Genomic DNA, 16,604 nt, shown 5'->3' on the forward strand with positions numbered 1-16,604 from the left:
GGGGAGCCCTGTCCCACCGGCGGATCGTCGCCGTCCCTCTCGAAAGGACTCGCCCCATGTGCGGAATCTCCGGCAGCTACGGATTCGGAGCGGACACCGAGGACATCGCGCGGCGGATGAACGCCTGCCTCGCCCACCGGGGGCCCGACGGTGAGGGCCTGTTCCTCTCCGGGAGCGCGGGACTGGCCCACCGCCGCCTGGCCATCATCGACCGCGAGAGCGGCGACCAGCCGATGACCACGGCGGACGGCCGCCACACGATCGTCTACAACGGCGAGGTCTACAACTACCTGGAGCTGCGCGCCGAGCTCGAGGCCACCGGCCGGACCTTCGCCACCGACTCCGACACCGAGGTGCTGCTGCAGGCCCACGCCGCGTGGGGCAGCGACTCCTACGACCGGTTCAACGGCATGTTCGCCTTCGCGATCCACGACGCCGAGACCGACACCCTCACGATCGCCCGCGACCACTTCGGCATCAAGCCGCTGTACTACTGGCACGACGAGACCACCGGGCGGGTGCTGTTCTCCTCGGAGATCCGGGCCCTGCTCGCCGCCGGCGTGTTCGAGGCCGCGCCGGATGACCGCGCCGTGTACCGGTACCTGAAGTTCCGCGCCCACGACGACGACGAGCAGACCTTCTTCGCCGGCGTCAAGCGCCTGATGGCCGGGCAGATGCTGGTGATCGACGCCGATGGCGTGCGCACCGAGTCCTTCACGCGCCTGCAGGACGAGCTGCGCGAGATCGCCTCCCGCCCCGGCCGCCCCTACAGCGAGCAGGTGGTGGACGAGTACCGCGAGCGGTTCATGGAGTCCGTGCGGCTGCGCCTGCAGTCCGAGGTGCCCGTGGGGACCTCCCTCTCCGGCGGGCTGGACTCCTCCGCGGTGGCCGCAGTGATCGCCAAGCACCTGCGCGAGCAGCCTGAGGACGGCGACTTCGCCGCGGTGGGCTCGCGCCAGAACACGTTCTCCGCCGTGTTCCCCAACTCCAGCAACGACGAGGAGCGGTACGTCGACGCGCTGCTGGCGGACTACCAGGGGCAGATCACCGCCCACAAGATCCACCCGGACTCCCGTGAGTTCCTCGAGGACCTGCAGGACTTCGTGCGCACCCAGGAGGAGCCGATCATCTCCTCCGGCCCCTACGCCCAGTACGCGGTGATGCGGGAGGCCAGCAAGCACGTGACGGTGCTGCTGGACGGCCAGGGCGCCGACGAGATGATGGCCGGGTACAACCCGTACTTCTACGTGTACCTGCGCCAGCTGCGCCGCCAGAAGCGGTTCAAGGAGCTGGCCTCCGAGGTGGTGGGCTCGCGGGACATCCTGCGCAAGCTCGCCCGCACCAAGTACTCCGGCCGCACCTCCGTTCCCATCGAGGCCCTGCTAAACTCCGGGTTCGTCGCAGCGCACGCGGGGGAGAAGGTCACCTCGGTGCAGGACGACCTCAAGGAGCGCCTGCTGCAGGACACCTTCCGCAGCTCCCTGCCCTCGCTGCTGCGCTACGAGGACAGGAACACCATGCGCTTCAGCATCGAGGGACGCGTCCCGTTCGTGGACAAGGAGCTGCTGAAGTTCCTGTTCTCCCTGGACGAGTCCGCGATCATCCACGACGGCTGGAACAAGCGGATCCTGCGCGAGTCGATGTTCGGGATCCTGCCGGACATGATCTCCAAGCGCCGCAACAAGATCGGCTTCACCACGCCCGAGAGCGAGTGGTTCCGCAAGAACGCTGCCGCCCTGCGGGAGATCTTCGCCTCCGCCACCTTCGCCTCCCGCCCCTACTTCGAGTCCCGCAGCGTGCTGGCCCTGTTCGACGACTACATGGCCCACCCCGACAAGCACGGCACCCTGATGTTCTGGCGCCTGCTGAACGTCGAGCTGTGGATGCGGGCCTTCTTCGACCAGCACCCCGCATCACGGGCCGGCGACGAGGACGAGGCCCCGGGGGTCGGCGCGGGGGACATCGCCGCAGCGGCCGGCGCCGCGTCGCAGGAGGACCCGGCCGGGACGCCCAAGAGCGATTACGACCCGAACCCGGACAAGCAGCTTGACCTGGTCTCGGAGGTCGACGGCCACACCTGGCGCCGCTTCCCCCTGCAGACCGGTCTGATCGCGCGCGGTGACGACCTGGAGGATCTGGTCCGCGGGCACGTGGAGCGCTTCGCCGCGGGCCTGCCCGAGGACGCACTGCCCGCCGGACGCCCCTGGTACTTCGTCATCAGCGAGAAGATCGTGGCGATCAGCCAGGGTCGCTCCTGGTTCACCTGGGAGATCGCCCCCCGCCGCTCCGCCACGGTGCTCAGCCGCTTCGTCTCCCGCACCCCTGCCGGCATCGGCCTGGGGGACCCCACCACCATGGAGCTGGCCATCCGCGAGGTGGGGCTGCCACGCGTGGTCGCGGCCTCCGCCGTGGGCGCGGCCGGCAAGGTGATCGGCAAGCGCGGCCTGTTCTACCGGGTCGTCGGCAGCAACGTGCGCGCGATCGACGGCCCGACCGTCTACTCCGCCTTCCCCTCGAACGTCTCCGCGAAGCTTCCGCCGAAGGACCCCGACGGCGTCTCGGCCCGCCTGTCCGCGGCCATCCGTGCCGCCGACATCCCCGCCGCGCTGCGCGACAGCTTCGCCGGCACCGTGGTGATGGACGCCAACGACATCGGTCGCAACGTGCTGGGCTCGGACGCCTCGGTTCCGGCCGAGCGCCTGGAGGCCACCTTCGCGGACAACCCGCTGGGCCAGGGCCGCCAGCGCACGCCGCTGGCGATCCTGGTGGATCTGGGCGACCCCGGTACCGTAGCGGCCCGGTGACCGGGACCGCTGCTGGACTAGGCTCTGAGGACATGAACGAGAACGTGAGCACGGGCACCGGCGCCGCCGATGGTGACATCGCCTTCCGGTCCGACATGACCGTCCAGCTGGTGAAGTCCGCGGCGCAGGACGGTGACGTCGTCTTCGCCGCCCGGGTCTCCACCCAGGGGGAGCAGACCGTCGCCATCGCCGGGGAGGAGGCCTCCACCCGGGACCGCGGCCTGATCCGCTACCTGATGCGGGACCGTCACGGCAGCCCCTTCGAGCACAACAGCTTCACGTTCTACGTCGAGGCGCCGATCTTCGTGTTCCGGGAGTTCATGCGGCACCGCATCGCCTCCTACAACGAGGAGTCCGGCCGCTACCGCGAGATGCGGCCCGTGTTCTACGTGCCCTCGCGCGAGCGCAACCTGATCCAGGTGGGCAAGCCCGGCGCCTACGTGTTCGAGCCCGGCACCGCCGAGCAGCACGAGCTGGTCGAGGAGTCCGTGCGCAACGAGTCCACCTCCGCCTACCGCTCCTACCAGCGGATGCTGCAGGCCGGCGTGGCCCGCGAGGTGGCCCGCACGGTGCTGCCGCTGAACCTGTACTCCTCGATGTACACCACCATGAACGCCCGCGCGCTGATGAACTTCCTCAGCCTGCGCACGAAGAAGGACAACGCCGCCTTCCCCTCGTTCCCGCAGCGCGAGATCGAGATGGTCGCCGAGCTGATGGAGGAGCACTTCCGCCAGGCGATGCCGCTCACCCACGCCGCTTTCGAGGACGGCGGGCGCATCGCCCCGTGAACCGCACACACTCCGGGAGGAGACCATGACCCAGCACACCCGCCGCGCGCGACCCTTCGGGGCGGTGGGGACCGCGATGGTCACCCCGCTCACCGAGGACGCCTCCGGCGTCGACCTGGACGCCGCCCAGCGCCTCGCCGCCCACGTCGTGGAGCACGGCAACGACATGATCGTCGTCTCCGGCACCACCGGTGAGGCGCCCACCCTCAGCGACGGCGAGAAGATCGACCTGGCCCGCGCCGTCCGCGAGGCCGTGGGCCCCGAGGTGACGATCCTGGCCGGGGTGGGCACGTACGACACCGCCCACTCGGTCCACCTGGCCCGTGCCCACGCCGAGCTCGAGATCGACGGCCTGCTGGTGGTCACCCCCTACTACTCCAAGCCCAGCCAGGCCGGCATCATCCAGCACACCCGTGCCATCGCCGATGCCACCGATCTGCCGGTGATGCTGTACGACATCCCCGGCCGCGCCGGGGTGCCGCTCACCCTCGAGACGCTGCTGCGCCTGGGTGAGCACGAGCGGATCCTCGCGGTCAAGGACGCCAAGGCGGATCTGCAGCAGGCCACCGTGGTGATGGAGCGCTCGGGCCTGGCCTACTACTCCGGCGAGGACGCACTGAACCTGCCCTGGCTGGCCATCGGCGCCTCCGGCATGGTCTCGGTGGTCTCCCAGGTGGCCGGCGACCTCGAGAAGCGCCTGGTGGACGCTGTGGACCGCTCCGACCTGGCCGCCGCCCGCGAGGCCCACCAGCTGCTCGCCCCCCTGGTGGAGGCGATCATGACCCACATGCCCGGCGCGGTCGCCGCGAAGACCGCCCTCGCCCTGCAGGGCGTGCTTCCCCACGCCACCATGCGCGGCCCCCTGCTGGCGGCCGATGACGACCAGACCCGTGCCCTGGCCGCCGCCCTCGAGGCCGCCACCGGCATCCCGCCGCTCGACCCCTCCCGGAGGCCCTCCGCATGACCACCGCATTCACCGACCGTCTGAACCAGCCTCCGAAGCTGCGCAGGGACACCTTGCGCATCATCCCGCTGGGCGGGCTGGGGGACGTGGGCCGCAACATGGCGGTGCTCGAGTTCGAGGGACGCCTGCTGATCATCGACTGCGGCGTGCTCTTCCCCGAGGACGCCCAGCCCGGTGTGGACCTGATCCTGCCGGACTTCGACCAGATCCGCGACCGGCTCGACGACGTCGCCGCGATCGTGCTCACCCACGGCCACGAGGACCACATCGGCGCCGTCCCCTACCTGCTGCGCCTCAAGCCCGACATCCCCCTGGTGGGCAGCCAGCTCACCCTGGCCTTCGTCGAGGCCAAGCTGCGGGAGCACCGCATCACTCCCTACACCCTCGCCGTGAAGGAGGGGCAGAAGGAGTCCTTCGGCCCCTTCGACTGCGAGTTCGTGGCGGTGAACCACTCCATCCCCGACGCCCTCGCGGTGCACGTGAGCACCCCGGCCGGCACCGTGCTGCACACCGGTGACTTCAAGATGGACCAGCTGCCGCTGGACGGCCGCATCACTGACCTGCGGGCCTTCGCGCGCCTGGGCGAGCAGGGCGTGGACCTGTTCATGGTGGACTCCACCAACGCCGAGGTGCCCGGCTTCACGGTGGGCGAGCAGGAGATCGGCCCCACGCTGAACTCGATCTTCGCCCGCGCGCGGCAGAAGATCGTGGTGGCCTCCTTCTCCAGTCACGTGCACCGCGTCCAGCAGGTGCTGGACGCCGCCGCGACGCACGGCCGCAAGGTGGCCTTCGTGGGCCGGTCCATGGTGCGCAACATGGGCATCGCCGCCGAGATGGGCTACCTGCACGTGCCCGACGAGATCCTGGTGGACGTCAAGCGGATCGACGACCTGCCCGATGAGCAGGTGGTGCTGATGTGCACCGGCAGCCAGGGCGAGCCGATGGCCGCGCTGGGACGCATCGCCAACCGGGACCATCGCGTCAGCGTGGGCCCCGGTGACGTGGTCATCCTGGCCTCCTCCCTGATCCCCGGCAACGAGCACGCCGTGTTCCGCGTGGTCAACGGTCTGATGGCGCTGGGAGCCGAGGTGGTCCACAAGGGCAACGCGAAGGTGCACACCTCCGGCCACGCCAGCGCCGGCGAGCTGCTGTACTGCTACAACATCGTGCGGCCCAAGAACGTGATGCCCATCCACGGCGAGGTGCGCCACCTGATCGCCAACGGCCGCGTCGCCGAGGCCACCGGCATCCCTGAGAAGAACGTGGTGCTCGCCAAGGACGGCCACGTCGTAGACCTCAAGGACGGCGTGGCGAAGGTCGTGGGGGAGGTCCCCAACGGCTACGTGTACGTCGACGGTTCCAGCGTGGGCGCGATCTCCGAGGCGGATCTGAAGGACCGCCGGATCCTGGGCGACGAGGGCTTCATCTCCCTGTTCGCCGTGGTCAACTCCGAGACCGGCGCCCTCATTGCGGGACCCGAGATCCACGCCCGGGGCGTGGCCGAGGACGACGAGGTGTTCGAGAGGATCCGGCCCGAGATCATCAAGGCGCTCGAGCAGGCCGTGGCCGATCAGTCCAACCGCCGCGACACCCACCAGCTGCAGCAGGTGATGCGCCGCGTGATCGGCCGCTACGTGTCCCAGCGCCTGCGTCGCCGCCCCATGATCATCCCCATCGTGATCGAGGCCTGAGACCCGCTCCTGCCTGCGCCGGGAGCTCGCCCCACCCGTGTCGCACCGTGCCCCGGGACCCGGGCCGTGACACGCCCGCGGGCGTGATCCTCGCCCCGCTGCCGCGAAAGTCCCCGGCCCGCTTCCCGGGCCGGGGAGGGCCCACGCGGTAGATTGACATCCATGGCGACACGTACGTCTTCCCCCGCACGTGCGTCGAAAGGCTCCTCCCGGACCTCCGCGTCCGGGACCTCGCGCACCAAGGGTGCCGCGAGCAGTGACCCGTCGGCGCTTCCGCTGCCGGTGCGCGCAGCCCGCTCCGGCTACCTCTCCCTGTCCCGTATGGTGGGCGGCTTCGTCCGCTCCATCGGGGTGCAGCGGTGGGAGGTGGTCCCGGAGCAGCGCCGCGACGGCTACGCCCTGTTCCTGATGCTGCTGGCCGTGCTGGTGGCCGTGGTGGAGTGGTGGCAGGCATCCGGCCCGGTGCTGGGCGCCGTCCACACCGTGGTGGCCGGGACCTTCGGGATCTCCTCCGTGGTGATCCCGCTGCTGCTGGCCGGCTGGTCGCTGCGCATGTTCCGTCGACCGGACCAGGTGCGCGCCAACTCCCGCATCGCGATCGGGATCGCGATCCTGCTCACCGCGATCTCCGCGATCGCGTCGGTCTCCGCCCGCCTGCCCGCCCCGGCCGATGGCATCGCCGCCCTGGCCCGCGGAGGCGGCGTGCTGGGCTACCTCGCCGCCGCACCGCTGGAGGCCCTGCTGCCCTCGGTCGCGGTGATCGTGATCCACTCCCTGCTGATCGCCTTCGGCGTGCTGGTGCTCACCGCCACGCCCGTGGAGTCGATCCCCTCGCGGGTGCGCCACGTGTACGACGCGATGGTGGGCCGCAGCGAGGAGGAGGACGCCGAGCGCCTGGCCTTCGGCCTGCGCCCCCGCCGCCCGGACCCGGCCCTGCACGAGCAGGAGACCGAAGCCCAGCCTGCCGGTCGCCCGCGCCGCCGCAGCCGCCGCGAGAAGGAGCAGGCCCAGCAGGCGGAGGCCGCCGGTCGCGACCACGACGACTTCGGCTACGCCGGCGACGAGGCCTTCGACACGCCCGTCGGCGACGGGCAGGCAGCGCCCCGTCGCCGTGGCTCCGCGCGCGCACCGAAGGGGGAGCGCCGCGACGCCACCGAGGTGTTCGACGTCGTCGAGGACGAGAACCAGCGCGCCAAGACCTTCCCCGCCGGTCCCGCTGCCACCAGGGCCGAGCGCACCGGCGCGGCCGCTGCCGCGAACGGGGCGGGCGAGAAGCCAGCAGGCGCCACGCGACCGGAGAAGACGGCCAAGAAGAGCGGTGCCGACGGCGAGGCCGCAGGCCCCAGCACCAAGGCCGAGCTGGCGCCCCCGCCCATGGGGGACCTGCCGCGCGCCGGGGAGCAGCTGGAGCTGGCCGGGGACGTGGTCTACACCCTGCCGGACTCCTCCTTCCTGCTGGAGGGCCCGCCCCACAAGACCCGCTCCGAGGCCAACGACCGCGTGGTCGAGGCCCTGGGCGAGGTGTTCGAGCAGTTCAACGTCAACGCCGAGGTGGTGGGCTTCTCCCGCGGCCCCACGGTGACCCGCTACGAGGTGGAGCTGGCCCCCGGCACCAAGGTCGAGAAGGTCACGGCCCTGGACAAGAACATCTCCTACGCCGTCGCCAGCGCCGACGTCCGCATCCTCTCGCCGATCCCCGGCAAGAAGGCCATCGGCATCGAGATCCCCAACACCGACCGCGAGACGGTCGCCCTGGGCGACGTGCTGCGCTCCGCCGTGGCCCGCCGCAACGAGCACCCCATGGTGATGGGCGTGGGCAAGGACGTCGAGGGCGGCTACGTGGTCGCCAATCTCGCCAAGATGCCCCACATGCTGGTCGCAGGCGCCACCGGCGCCGGCAAGTCCAGCTTCGTCAACTCCATGATCACCTCGATCCTGATGCGCGCCACCCCCGAGGAGGTGCGCATGGTGCTGGTCGATCCCAAGCGCGTCGAGCTCACCATCTACGAGGGCATCCCGCACCTGATCACCCCGATCATCACCAACCCGAAGAAGGCCGCCGAGGCCCTCGAATGGGTCGTCAAGGAGATGGACGCCCGCTACGACGACCTCGCAGCGTTCGGCTTCAAGCACATCGACGACTTCAACAAGGCCGTGCGCGCCGGCGAGGTGACCGCGCCCCCGGGCAGCGAGCGCAGGATCGCCCCCTACCCGTACCTGCTGGTCGTGGTCGACGAGCTGGCGGACCTGATGATGGTCGCCCCCCGTGACGTGGAGGCCTCCATCCAGCGCATCACCCAGCTGGCCCGCGCGGCCGGCATCCACCTGGTGCTGGCCACCCAGCGTCCCAGCGTCGACGTGGTCACCGGCATCATCAAGGCCAACGTCCCCAGCCGCCTCGCCTTCGCCACCTCCTCGCTTCAGGACTCCCGGGTGATCCTGGACGCCGTCGGCGCGGAGAAGCTGATCGGTCAGGGCGACGCCCTGTTCCACCCGATGGGCAAGGCCAAGCCGATGCGCGTGCAGGGCGCCTGGGTCAACGAGTCGGAGATCCACAAGGTCGTCGACCACGTGAAGACCCAGATGAAGCCCTCCTACCGCGAGGACGTCACCGTCGCCGCCGCCAAGAAGCAGATCGACGACGACATCGGGGACGATCTCGACGTCCTGCTGCAGGCGGCCGAGCTGGTGGTCACCACCCAGTTCGGCTCCACCTCCATGCTGCAGCGCAAGCTGCGGGTGGGCTTCGCCAAGGCCGGCCGTCTGATGGACCTGCTGGAGTCGCGGGAGATCGTGGGCCCCTCCGAGGGCTCCAAGGCCCGCGACGTGCTGGTGCACCCCGACGACCTGGCCGGTGCCATCGCCCGCATCCGCGGGGAGGACGAGCCCGCCGGCGCTGGCCCCAGCGATGCGGCCGCCGAGGCCTACGACGAGGGCGCGGTGGACGTCGAGGGGGAGGCCGCCGGCGAGCGCGGGACCGGCAGCTCGCACGGTGGCCCGGACGGCAGCGGGGACGACGACGCGGGCGATGACCGCTACGGCAGTGATCCGCTGGCCGACGACGGCACCGAACCCGCCACCGACTACTACGACCGGGACGACACGGAGGACGGGGAGGACGCATGGAGCCTCACCGGCCGCTGACCCCGCCCGCCCCGCCGGCCCCGCCCCGGTCGTTCTCTCCGCCGCGCCCGCACCGATCACAGGAGCCCCGATGACCGCGCCCTCCGCACCCCCTGCACGGCCCGTCCCGCTGTGGAACATCGCCAACATCCTCACCATGGTGCGCATGGTGATGGTGCCGGTGCTCGTGGTGCTGGCCGTGATCCACCCCGACTCCGTGGGCGGTCGGATCCTGGTCACCGTTGTGTTCCTGCTCGCGATGCTGACCGACCTGGCCGACGGCCACCTGGCTCGCTCCCGGGGCCTGATCACCGACTTCGGCAAGATCATGGACCCCATCGCCGACAAGGCCATGACCGGTGCCGCCCTGATCATGCTCTCGGTGTGGGAGTACGTGCCGTGGTGGATGACCGTGCTGATCCTGGTGCGGGAGTTCGGCATCACGATCATGCGGTTCACGATCCTGAAGTACGGGGCGCTGCCGGCCAACTGGGCCGGGAAGGCCAAGACCGTGGTGCAGACCATCGCGATCACCTTCTGCCTGATGCCCTTCGAGCTGTGGTGGGGGCCCGCTCGCTGGATCGGCCTGGCTCTGGTGCTGCTGGCCGTGGTGCTCACCGTGTGGTCGGGTCTGGTGAACCTCAAGGACGGCCTGCGGCTGCGCCGTGAGGCCCTGGCCGCCCCCGATGCCCGCCCCTGAGCGGACTTCCGCCATGGATCGCATCGCCCCGCGGACGGACCCGGCTCGGGTGATCGCCGCGGCCGTCGAGCGCGGGCTGTCGATCGCGACGGCCGAGTCGCTCACCGCCGGCGCACTGGTCGCACGGCTGGTGGACGTCCCCGGCTCCAGCGCCGCGATCGCCGGGGGAGCGGCCTGCTACTCCTACCAGGCCAAGACCCGGGTGCTCGGCGTGGACGCCGGCCTGCTGGAGCGCGAGGGCGCGGTCAGTTCCGAGGTGGCACGTCGGATGGCCGCCGGGGCCCGTGCCCTGTACGCGGCCGACGTCGCCATCGCCACCACCGGCGTGGCCGGACCTGGACCGGACGAGCGGGCAGTGCCCGCAGGGACCGTGTTCCTGGCGGTCGACCGTGATGACGCTGATCCCGTGGTGGAGGAGCTCCATCTGCCCGGCGACCGGGCCGCTGTGCGCACCGCCACGGTGGACGCCGCGCTGACGCTGCTGCTGCACTGCCTGACCAGGCGGTGACCAGCTCGCTCACACGTGCCGCAGGGACGCGTCGGGAGGCGAACGCTGCGAGCACGTCCACAATTCCCAGTCGCCCCGAGACCACGCCCACTACAATCGGGGAACACTTGCGCGGGTGGGGACGTTGTACCCGGCACGATGAACCCCACGTTCCGCGCCCATGCAGCGCACCACGCACAGCACCACCAGAGGAAGGGAGGCAGCGCCATGGCACTGTTCCGCCACGAGCTCGGTGACGTCCTGCGGGATGCACGCCGCTCCCAGGGCCGCACCCTGCGCCAGGTGTCCTCCGATGCCCGCGTCTCCCTCGGCTACCTCAGCGAGATCGAGCGGGGCCAGAAGGAGGCCTCCAGTGAGCTGCTGGTCTCCGTCACCGACGCTCTCGGGCTCCCGCTGTCCTTCGTCCTGCGGGAGGTCTCCGACCGCATCGCGGTCGCCGAGGGCGTCTGCGTCCCGGACACCGTCCCCGATGAGCTCACCGATGCCGCCGGCCCCTTGGTCGGCGCCCGCTGACGTGCGGCGCAGCGAGTTCGGCGAACTGGCCGACCACGTCTTCGGGCCTGCCCTGGCCCGCACCTACACCCGCGATCTGGTCCTCGAACCGATGGGCGGGCGCACCGCCGAACAGGCCCTCGATGAGGGCCTGCCGGTGCGTGCCGTCTGGACGGCCCTGTGCGATGCGATGGACGTGCCGGAATCGGACCGCTGGGAGATCCCCCCGCATCTGCGGCGCTGACCGCGCCCTCGGGCACGGTGCCGGATGTCGGCGCGACACGCCGAGGATCCTCAGTGCGACACGGCGGGGAACCGACCACGCGACACGCTGATTTCGAACGCGTGTTCGGGTACAGTGATCCGCGACGGACACCCCGATCACGATGTTCCTCCCCAACGCTCGTCCTTCCACAGCTCGGGCGGGGCCGCATCGTTCGTCGGAGCCCCCGCCTAGTGTGGCCGCACGGTCAGCACGCCGGCACCCCGGCCCTCTGGAAGGAAATCCTCATATGCCCGCAGCGAAGAACGCCCCGAAGGACCGCTCGTCCTCCCTCGACGCCGCGCTCGCGCAGATCGACCGCCAGTTCGGCAAGGGCTCGATCATGCGCCTCGGTGACGACACCCGCCCCCCGGTCGAGGTGATCCCCACCGGCTCGGTCGCCCTCGATGCCGCGCTCGGCATCGGCGGTCTGCCCCGCGGGCGCATCGTGGAGATCTACGGCCCGGAGTCCTCCGGCAAGACCACCGTCGCTCTCCACGCCGTGGCCAACGCCCAGCGCAACGGCGGCATCGCCGCCTTCATCGACGCTGAGCACGCGATGGATCCCGAGTACGCCAAGAAGCTCGGGGTGGACACCGACGCACTGCTGGTCTCCCAGCCGGACACCGGTGAGCAGGCCCTGGAGATCACCGACATGCTGGTGCGCTCCGGCGCGCTGGACGTCATCGTCATCGACTCGGTGGCCGCCCTGGTCCCCAAGGCGGAGATCGAGGGTGAGATGGGTGACTCCCACGTAGGTCTCCAGGCCCGCCTGATGTCCCAGGCGCTGCGCAAGCTGGCAGGTGCGCTGTCCTCCACCAACACCACCGCCATCTTCATCAACCAGCTGCGCGAGAAGATCGGCGTGTTCTTCGGCAGCCCGGAGACCACCACCGGCGGCAAGGCCCTCAAGTTCTACGCCTCGGTGCGGATGGACATCCGCCGCATCGAGACCCTCAAGGCCGGGACGGACTCCGTGGGCAACCGCACCCGCGTCAAGGTCGTGAAGAACAAGATGGCCCCGCCGTTCAAGCAGGCCGAGTTCGACATCCTCTACGGGCAGGGCATCTCCCGCGAGGGCAGCCTGATCGATCTCGGCGTGGAGCACGGCATCGTGCGCAAGTCCGGTGCCTGGTTCACCTACGAGGGCGACCAGCTGGGCCAGGGCAAGGAGAACTCCCGGCAGTTCCTCAAGGACAACCCCGATCTGGCCGCCGAGATCGAGGACAAGATCCTGCGCGCCCTCGGCGTGGGCCCCTACGCCGAGAAGTCCGGTGATGCCGGTGCCGAGCCGGATGACGCCCTCGCGCAGGACGAGTTCCTCGACGAGGACGTCCCGGCCACCATCTGATCCGTGCCCACCGCACACAGCACCGAGGTCCGGGAGCGGCTGCAGGAGCGCACCAGGGAGATCCTGGAGCGCCCCCACGCTGCCCCGGATCCCCAGGCCGCCGAGCATGAGAAGGCTGTGGTCCACGAGTGCCGCTACCTGATGCGTCTGCTGGCCACCCGGCGCCGCTCGGCGGGGGAGATGCACGCACGGCTGGAGCAGCGTGAGGTCCCGGCGGCCGTCGCCCACGAGGCGATGGCCCGCATCGATCGTGCAGGTCTGATCGACGATGCCGCCTTCGCCTGTGAATGGGTGAGCCAGCGGCGCGAGCTGAGATCCCTGTCTGACGAAGCCCTGCGACGCGAGCTGCGGGATCGACGCGTGAGCGAGGACCATATCGAGCACGCCCTGGCCGCTGGGGAGACCGAGGGTGAGGAGCAGCGCTGCCGTGAACTGGTCCGCTCCCGCCTGCGCCCCGAGCTCGTGCGCCTGCGCGAGGATACGGATGGATCCCACCATCGCCGCCTGGCGCGCCGGCTCGATGCCCTGCTCACCCGCAAGGGCTACCCCGGGGACCTCGCGGTCCAGGTGATCGCCGCCGAGCTGCGCGCCGCCGCCCAGGACTGACCAACCTCACGCCGCCCGGGCGGGAAGTGCGCCCGCCCGCGCCGTACCCTGGAGTCACCATGAGCACCACCACCGCCCCCGCGCCGCGCGGCACCTACCAGGTGCGCACCTTCGGCTGCCAGATGAACGTGCACGACTCCGAGCGCCTCACCGGCCTGCTCGAGGACTCCGGCTACGTCGCCGCACCGCAGACAGCCGACGCCAAGAAGGGCGAGGTGGACGTGGTGGTGTTCAACACCTGCGCGGTGCGGGAGAACGCCAGCAACAAGCTCTACGGCAACCTCGGGGCCCTGCGCGCCGCCAAGGACGCCAACCCCGGGATGCAGATCGCCATCGGCGGCTGCCTCGCGCAGAAGGACCGCTCCACTATCGTCGAGCGCGCCCCGTGGGTGGACGTCGTCTTCGGCACCCACAACATCGGCTCCCTGCCGGTGCTGCTGGACCGCGCCCGCCACAACGCAGAGGCCCAGGTGGAGATCCTGGAGTCCCTGGAGGTCTTCCCCTCCACCCTGCCCACGCGCCGGGAGTCCGCCTACGCGGCCTGGGTGTCCATCAGCGTGGGCTGCAACAACACCTGCACCTTCTGCATCGTCCCCTCCCTGCGCGGCAAGGAGAAGGATCGCCGCCCCGGCGACGTACTCGCCGAGGTGCGGGAGGTGGTGGACGCCGGCGCCATCGAGGTGACTCTGCTGGGGCAGAACGTCAACTCCTACGGTGTCGAGTTCGGGGACCGCGGCGCCTTCGCCAAGCTGCTGCGGGCCTGCGGGGAGATCGAGGGACTGGAGCGGGTGCGCTTCACCAGCCCACACCCGGCCATGTTCACCGATGACGTGATCGAGGCGATGGCCGAGACCCCCACCGTGATGCCGCAGCTGCACATGCCGCTGCAGTCCGGCTCCGACGACGTGCTGCGCCGCATGCGCCGCTCCTACCGCTCCAGCAGGTTCCTGGGCATCCTGGACCGCGTGCGCGAACGGATCCCCGAGGCGGCCATCACCACCGACATCATCGTCGGCTTCCCCGGCGAGACCGAGCAGGACTTCCAGGCCACCCTCGACGTGGTCGAGCAGTCCCGCTTCTCCAGCGCATTCACCTTCCAGTACTCGATCCGCCCCGGCACACCGGCCGCCACCATGGAGGGCCAGATCCCCAAGGCCGTGGTGCAGGAGCGCTACGAGCGCCTGACCGCTCTGCAGGACCGCATCACCCTGGAGGAGAACCAGCGCCTGGAGCAACAGGTGGTGGAGGTGCTGGTGGCCGAGGGCGAGGGCAACCGGGACCGCCAGACGCACCGCATCTCCGGGAGGGCGCGGGACCATCGCCTGGTTCACCTGGCCCTGCCCGAGGACCTCCCCGCCGCCGAACGCCCACGACCGGGCGACCTGGTCACCGTGACGGTCACGCGTGCTGCCCCGCACTACCTGATCGCCGACAGCGCAGAGGTTCCCGGACGCACCTGGGACCAGCTCGACCCCGCGCAGTTCTCGGTGCGGCGCACCCGTTCCGGCGATGCCTGGGAGGCAGGCGTGCAGGGCATCGAGCCTGGCGGCTCCTGCGGGAGCGGCCAGGTGGCCTCCAGTCCGCCCGGGCCCGTGGGGCTGGGGATGCCGAGCCTGCGCCCTCGCTGAGGCGAGCCCGCAGGCGTAGGCAGGACCCGGCCTCCGGCCGGGCCGGTCCGCAGCGCTGGCCGGATGAGTCCGCGCGGGGACTCAGTGCGGCCGGCAGCCGCCCCGAGCGGCGTCGGTCACCGAGCGGCGTCAGTCATCGAGCTCGTCGAGCTCCGCGCCCAGGCGCTCCTCCAGGCTGTGGAAGAACGCGATCACTGTGCTGAGCCCGCAGTTGATCGACCTGTCGATCTGGTCGTCCAGCGCCCCGGAACGGAAGTCGGAGGCCAGTTCGCCGTACACGCCCAGCAGGCCCTCGGATTCGCGCCGCACATAGACCTTCGGCCAGATGCGGTTCATGTTCCACTCGTTGCACAGCTTGACCATCTCCACCTTGCGGGAGACGTCCACGGTGTGGTTCCAGCGGCCGCGGGTCTGCATCACGCTGTGCTCGTCGCCAGTCAGCATGAACTGGAAGCGGTAGTCGTCGAAGCGGGCGCGCAGCACGTCGGGGTGCTCCTCGTCCTCGACGAAGGCGTATCCGAGCCGGCCCAGGCTCTCCTCGACGCGCTCCAGGGACATCGGCGTCAGAGCCGTGCGGGAGTCCGTCGTGGCGGGGGACTCGTTCGATGCAGTCACATCAACCTCGGTCAGTGCGATCGTGTAGGAAGGCCCAGAGCGACCAGGCCGCCGCCCACCATACTCCTTCGCCCCGGTCGAACCGAGGGAAAGGTCAGTGATCCCGCTGACCCCGCCGGCCGCACGCCCCGATAGGGTGCAGCCCATGGACCCCGCCCCGCTCGTCGCCGTCGTCGGCGCGACCGCCACCGGGAAGTCCGATCTCGCGATCGCCCTGGCCCAGCACCTGGGCGGCGAGATCGTCAACGCCGACGCCCTCCAGCTGTACCGGGGCATGGACATCGGCACCGCGAAGGTCCCGCCCCGTGAGCGACTGGGGATCCCGCACCACCAGCTGGACGTGCTGGCCGTCACCGAGGAGGCCAGCGTGGCCGCCTATCAGCGGGAGGCGCGGGCGGCGATCGCGGGCATCCGTGAGCGTGGCCGGGTCCCGATCCTCGTGGGCGGTTCCGGCCTGTACGTGCGCGCCGCGCTGGACGACATCGAGTTCCCGCCCACCGATCCGGCCGTGCGCGGGCGCATCGAGCAGCGCGGCCACCGCATCGGCACACGAGCGCTCCACGCCGAGCTGGCCCGCATCGACCCTGACTCGGCCGGGATCATCGGTGAGGGGGATCTGCGGCGCATCGTGCGCGCACTCGAGGTGGGGGAGCTCACGGGCCGCCCCTACACGGCGTTCCTGCCGCGCCCCGTGCACCATGACCCCTCCACCGTGCAGATCGGGCTGCGCCTGGAGCGCGCCGGGCTGCACGAGCGGATCAGCCTGCGGGTGCACCGCATGGTCGAGCAGGGGCTGCTGGCCGAGGTGCGCGGACTGCGCGAACAGGGTCTGGACCAGGGCCGCACCGCCCGCCGAGCCATCGGCTACGAGCAGGCCCTCGCCGTGCTCGACGGCACCATGGACTGCGGCGCTGCGATCGAGTCGACCGTCGTGGGCACCCGCCGTCTGGTGCGGAAGCAGGACACCTGGTTCCGACGCGACCCCAGGGTGCGCTGGATCGACGCCTCGCAGCCCGCCTCGCAGCTGCGGGAGGCCGCGCTCGATCAGATCGCACTGGCCCGGGCGAACTAG

General features: G+C 70.7%; 14 protein-coding genes. 13 read left to right on the forward strand and 1 reads right to left on the reverse strand.

Features of this window, described 5'->3' with window-relative positions; all coding sequences use genetic code 11:
- Window positions 1–56: 56 nt before the first annotated feature.
- From asnB to miaB, 12 genes are all read left to right on the forward strand, one after another.
- Window positions 57–2,804 (forward strand): asparagine synthase (glutamine-hydrolyzing), encoded by a 2,748-nt coding sequence (asnB, locus tag M4D54_RS06395; protein WP_193866087.1) that lies wholly within the window; start codon window positions 57–59, stop codon window positions 2,802–2,804.
- 32 nt (window positions 2,805–2,836) lie between these two features.
- Window positions 2,837–3,592 (forward strand): FAD-dependent thymidylate synthase, encoded by a 756-nt coding sequence (gene thyX, locus M4D54_RS06400; protein WP_193866088.1) that lies wholly within the window; start codon window positions 2,837–2,839, stop codon window positions 3,590–3,592.
- A gap of 25 nt (window positions 3,593–3,617) precedes the next feature.
- Window positions 3,618–4,556 carry a 4-hydroxy-tetrahydrodipicolinate synthase gene (gene dapA / locus M4D54_RS06405; protein ID WP_193866089.1) on the forward strand — a complete coding sequence of 313 codons (939 nt, stop codon included), beginning with the start codon at window positions 3,618–3,620 and terminating at the stop codon, window positions 4,554–4,556.
- A complete protein-coding gene (locus M4D54_RS06410; protein WP_193866090.1) occupies window positions 4,553–6,247 on the forward strand; it encodes a ribonuclease J in 1,695 nt (564 codons plus the stop codon). The genes dapA and M4D54_RS06410 overlap by 4 nt, the downstream gene beginning before the upstream one ends.
- 162 nt (window positions 6,248–6,409) lie before the next feature.
- Window positions 6,410–9,391: a DNA translocase FtsK gene (locus M4D54_RS06415; protein WP_259890742.1), complete on the forward strand. Its 2,982-nt coding sequence runs from the start codon at window positions 6,410–6,412 to the stop codon at window positions 9,389–9,391.
- A gap of 70 nt (window positions 9,392–9,461) precedes the next feature.
- Window positions 9,462–10,070: a CDP-diacylglycerol--glycerol-3-phosphate 3-phosphatidyltransferase gene (gene pgsA / locus M4D54_RS06420; protein WP_193866091.1), complete on the forward strand. Its 609-nt coding sequence runs from the start codon at window positions 9,462–9,464 to the stop codon at window positions 10,068–10,070.
- Window positions 10,071–10,083: 13 nt separating this feature from the next.
- Window positions 10,084–10,578 carry a CinA family protein gene (locus M4D54_RS06425; RefSeq protein WP_193866092.1) on the forward strand — a complete coding sequence of 165 codons (495 nt, stop codon included), beginning with the start codon at window positions 10,084–10,086 and terminating at the stop codon, window positions 10,576–10,578.
- 207 nt (window positions 10,579–10,785) lie between these two features.
- On the forward strand, window positions 10,786–11,091 hold the full coding sequence (locus tag M4D54_RS06430; RefSeq protein WP_193866158.1) for a helix-turn-helix domain-containing protein: 306 nt from the start codon (window positions 10,786–10,788) through the stop codon (window positions 11,089–11,091).
- Between the two features lies 1 nt (window position 11,092).
- Window positions 11,093–11,314 carry a DUF3046 domain-containing protein gene (locus M4D54_RS06435; protein ID WP_193866159.1) on the forward strand — a complete coding sequence of 74 codons (222 nt, stop codon included), beginning with the start codon at window positions 11,093–11,095 and terminating at the stop codon, window positions 11,312–11,314.
- Window positions 11,315–11,582: 268 nt separating this feature from the next.
- Window positions 11,583–12,683, forward strand: a complete 1,101-nt coding sequence (gene recA / locus M4D54_RS06440) for a recombinase RecA (protein ID WP_193866093.1) — start codon at window positions 11,583–11,585, stop codon at window positions 12,681–12,683.
- Between the two features lie 3 nt (window positions 12,684–12,686).
- On the forward strand, window positions 12,687–13,289 hold the full coding sequence (locus M4D54_RS06445) for a regulatory protein RecX (RefSeq protein WP_193866094.1): 603 nt from the start codon (window positions 12,687–12,689) through the stop codon (window positions 13,287–13,289).
- Window positions 13,290–13,348: 59 nt separating this feature from the next.
- Entirely contained in the window at window positions 13,349–14,917 is a 1,569-nt protein-coding gene (gene miaB / locus M4D54_RS06450; RefSeq protein ID WP_193866095.1) for a tRNA (N6-isopentenyl adenosine(37)-C2)-methylthiotransferase MiaB, read from the forward strand.
- Between the two features lie 129 nt (window positions 14,918–15,046).
- On the opposite strand, the gene M4D54_RS06455 is transcribed toward miaB, so the two are convergent.
- A complete protein-coding gene (locus M4D54_RS06455) occupies window positions 15,047–15,532 on the reverse strand; it encodes a YbjN domain-containing protein (protein WP_259790307.1) in 486 nt (161 codons plus the stop codon).
- A gap of 145 nt (window positions 15,533–15,677) precedes the next feature.
- On the opposite strand from M4D54_RS06455, the gene miaA reads away from it, so the two are divergent.
- Window positions 15,678–16,604, forward strand: a complete 927-nt coding sequence (miaA, locus tag M4D54_RS06460) for a tRNA (adenosine(37)-N6)-dimethylallyltransferase MiaA (RefSeq protein WP_193866096.1) — start codon at window positions 15,678–15,680, stop codon at window positions 16,602–16,604.

The sequence above is a fragment of the Brachybacterium sp. p3-SID1565 genome (assembly GCF_025143785.1).
Lineage (GTDB): Bacteria > Actinomycetota > Actinomycetes > Actinomycetales > Dermabacteraceae > Brachybacterium > Brachybacterium epidermidis.

Bases quoted from the DNA above. Each gene is read 5' to 3' on its own strand.
- miaA (WP_193866096.1), top strand. From the start codon at position 15,678: ATGGACCCCGCCCCGCTCGTCGCCGTCGTCGGCGCGACCGCCACCGGG.
- asnB (WP_193866087.1), top strand. From the start codon at position 57: ATGTGCGGAATCTCCGGCAGCTACGGATTCGGAGCGGACACCGAGGAC.
- thyX (WP_193866088.1), top strand. From the start codon at position 2,837: ATGAACGAGAACGTGAGCACGGGCACCGGCGCCGCCGATGGTGACATC.
- M4D54_RS06425 (WP_193866092.1), top strand. From the start codon at position 10,084: ATGGATCGCATCGCCCCGCGGACGGACCCGGCTCGGGTGATCGCCGCG.
- dapA (WP_193866089.1), top strand. From the start codon at position 3,618: ATGACCCAGCACACCCGCCGCGCGCGACCCTTCGGGGCGGTGGGGACC.
- recA (WP_193866093.1), top strand. From the start codon at position 11,583: ATGCCCGCAGCGAAGAACGCCCCGAAGGACCGCTCGTCCTCCCTCGAC.
- miaB (WP_193866095.1), top strand. From the start codon at position 13,349: ATGAGCACCACCACCGCCCCCGCGCCGCGCGGCACCTACCAGGTGCGC.
- pgsA (WP_193866091.1), top strand. From the start codon at position 9,462: ATGACCGCGCCCTCCGCACCCCCTGCACGGCCCGTCCCGCTGTGGAAC.
- M4D54_RS06415 (WP_259890742.1), top strand. From the start codon at position 6,410: ATGGCGACACGTACGTCTTCCCCCGCACGTGCGTCGAAAGGCTCCTCC.
- M4D54_RS06430 (WP_193866158.1), top strand. From the start codon at position 10,786: ATGGCACTGTTCCGCCACGAGCTCGGTGACGTCCTGCGGGATGCACGC.
- M4D54_RS06410 (WP_193866090.1), top strand. From the start codon at position 4,553: ATGACCACCGCATTCACCGACCGTCTGAACCAGCCTCCGAAGCTGCGC.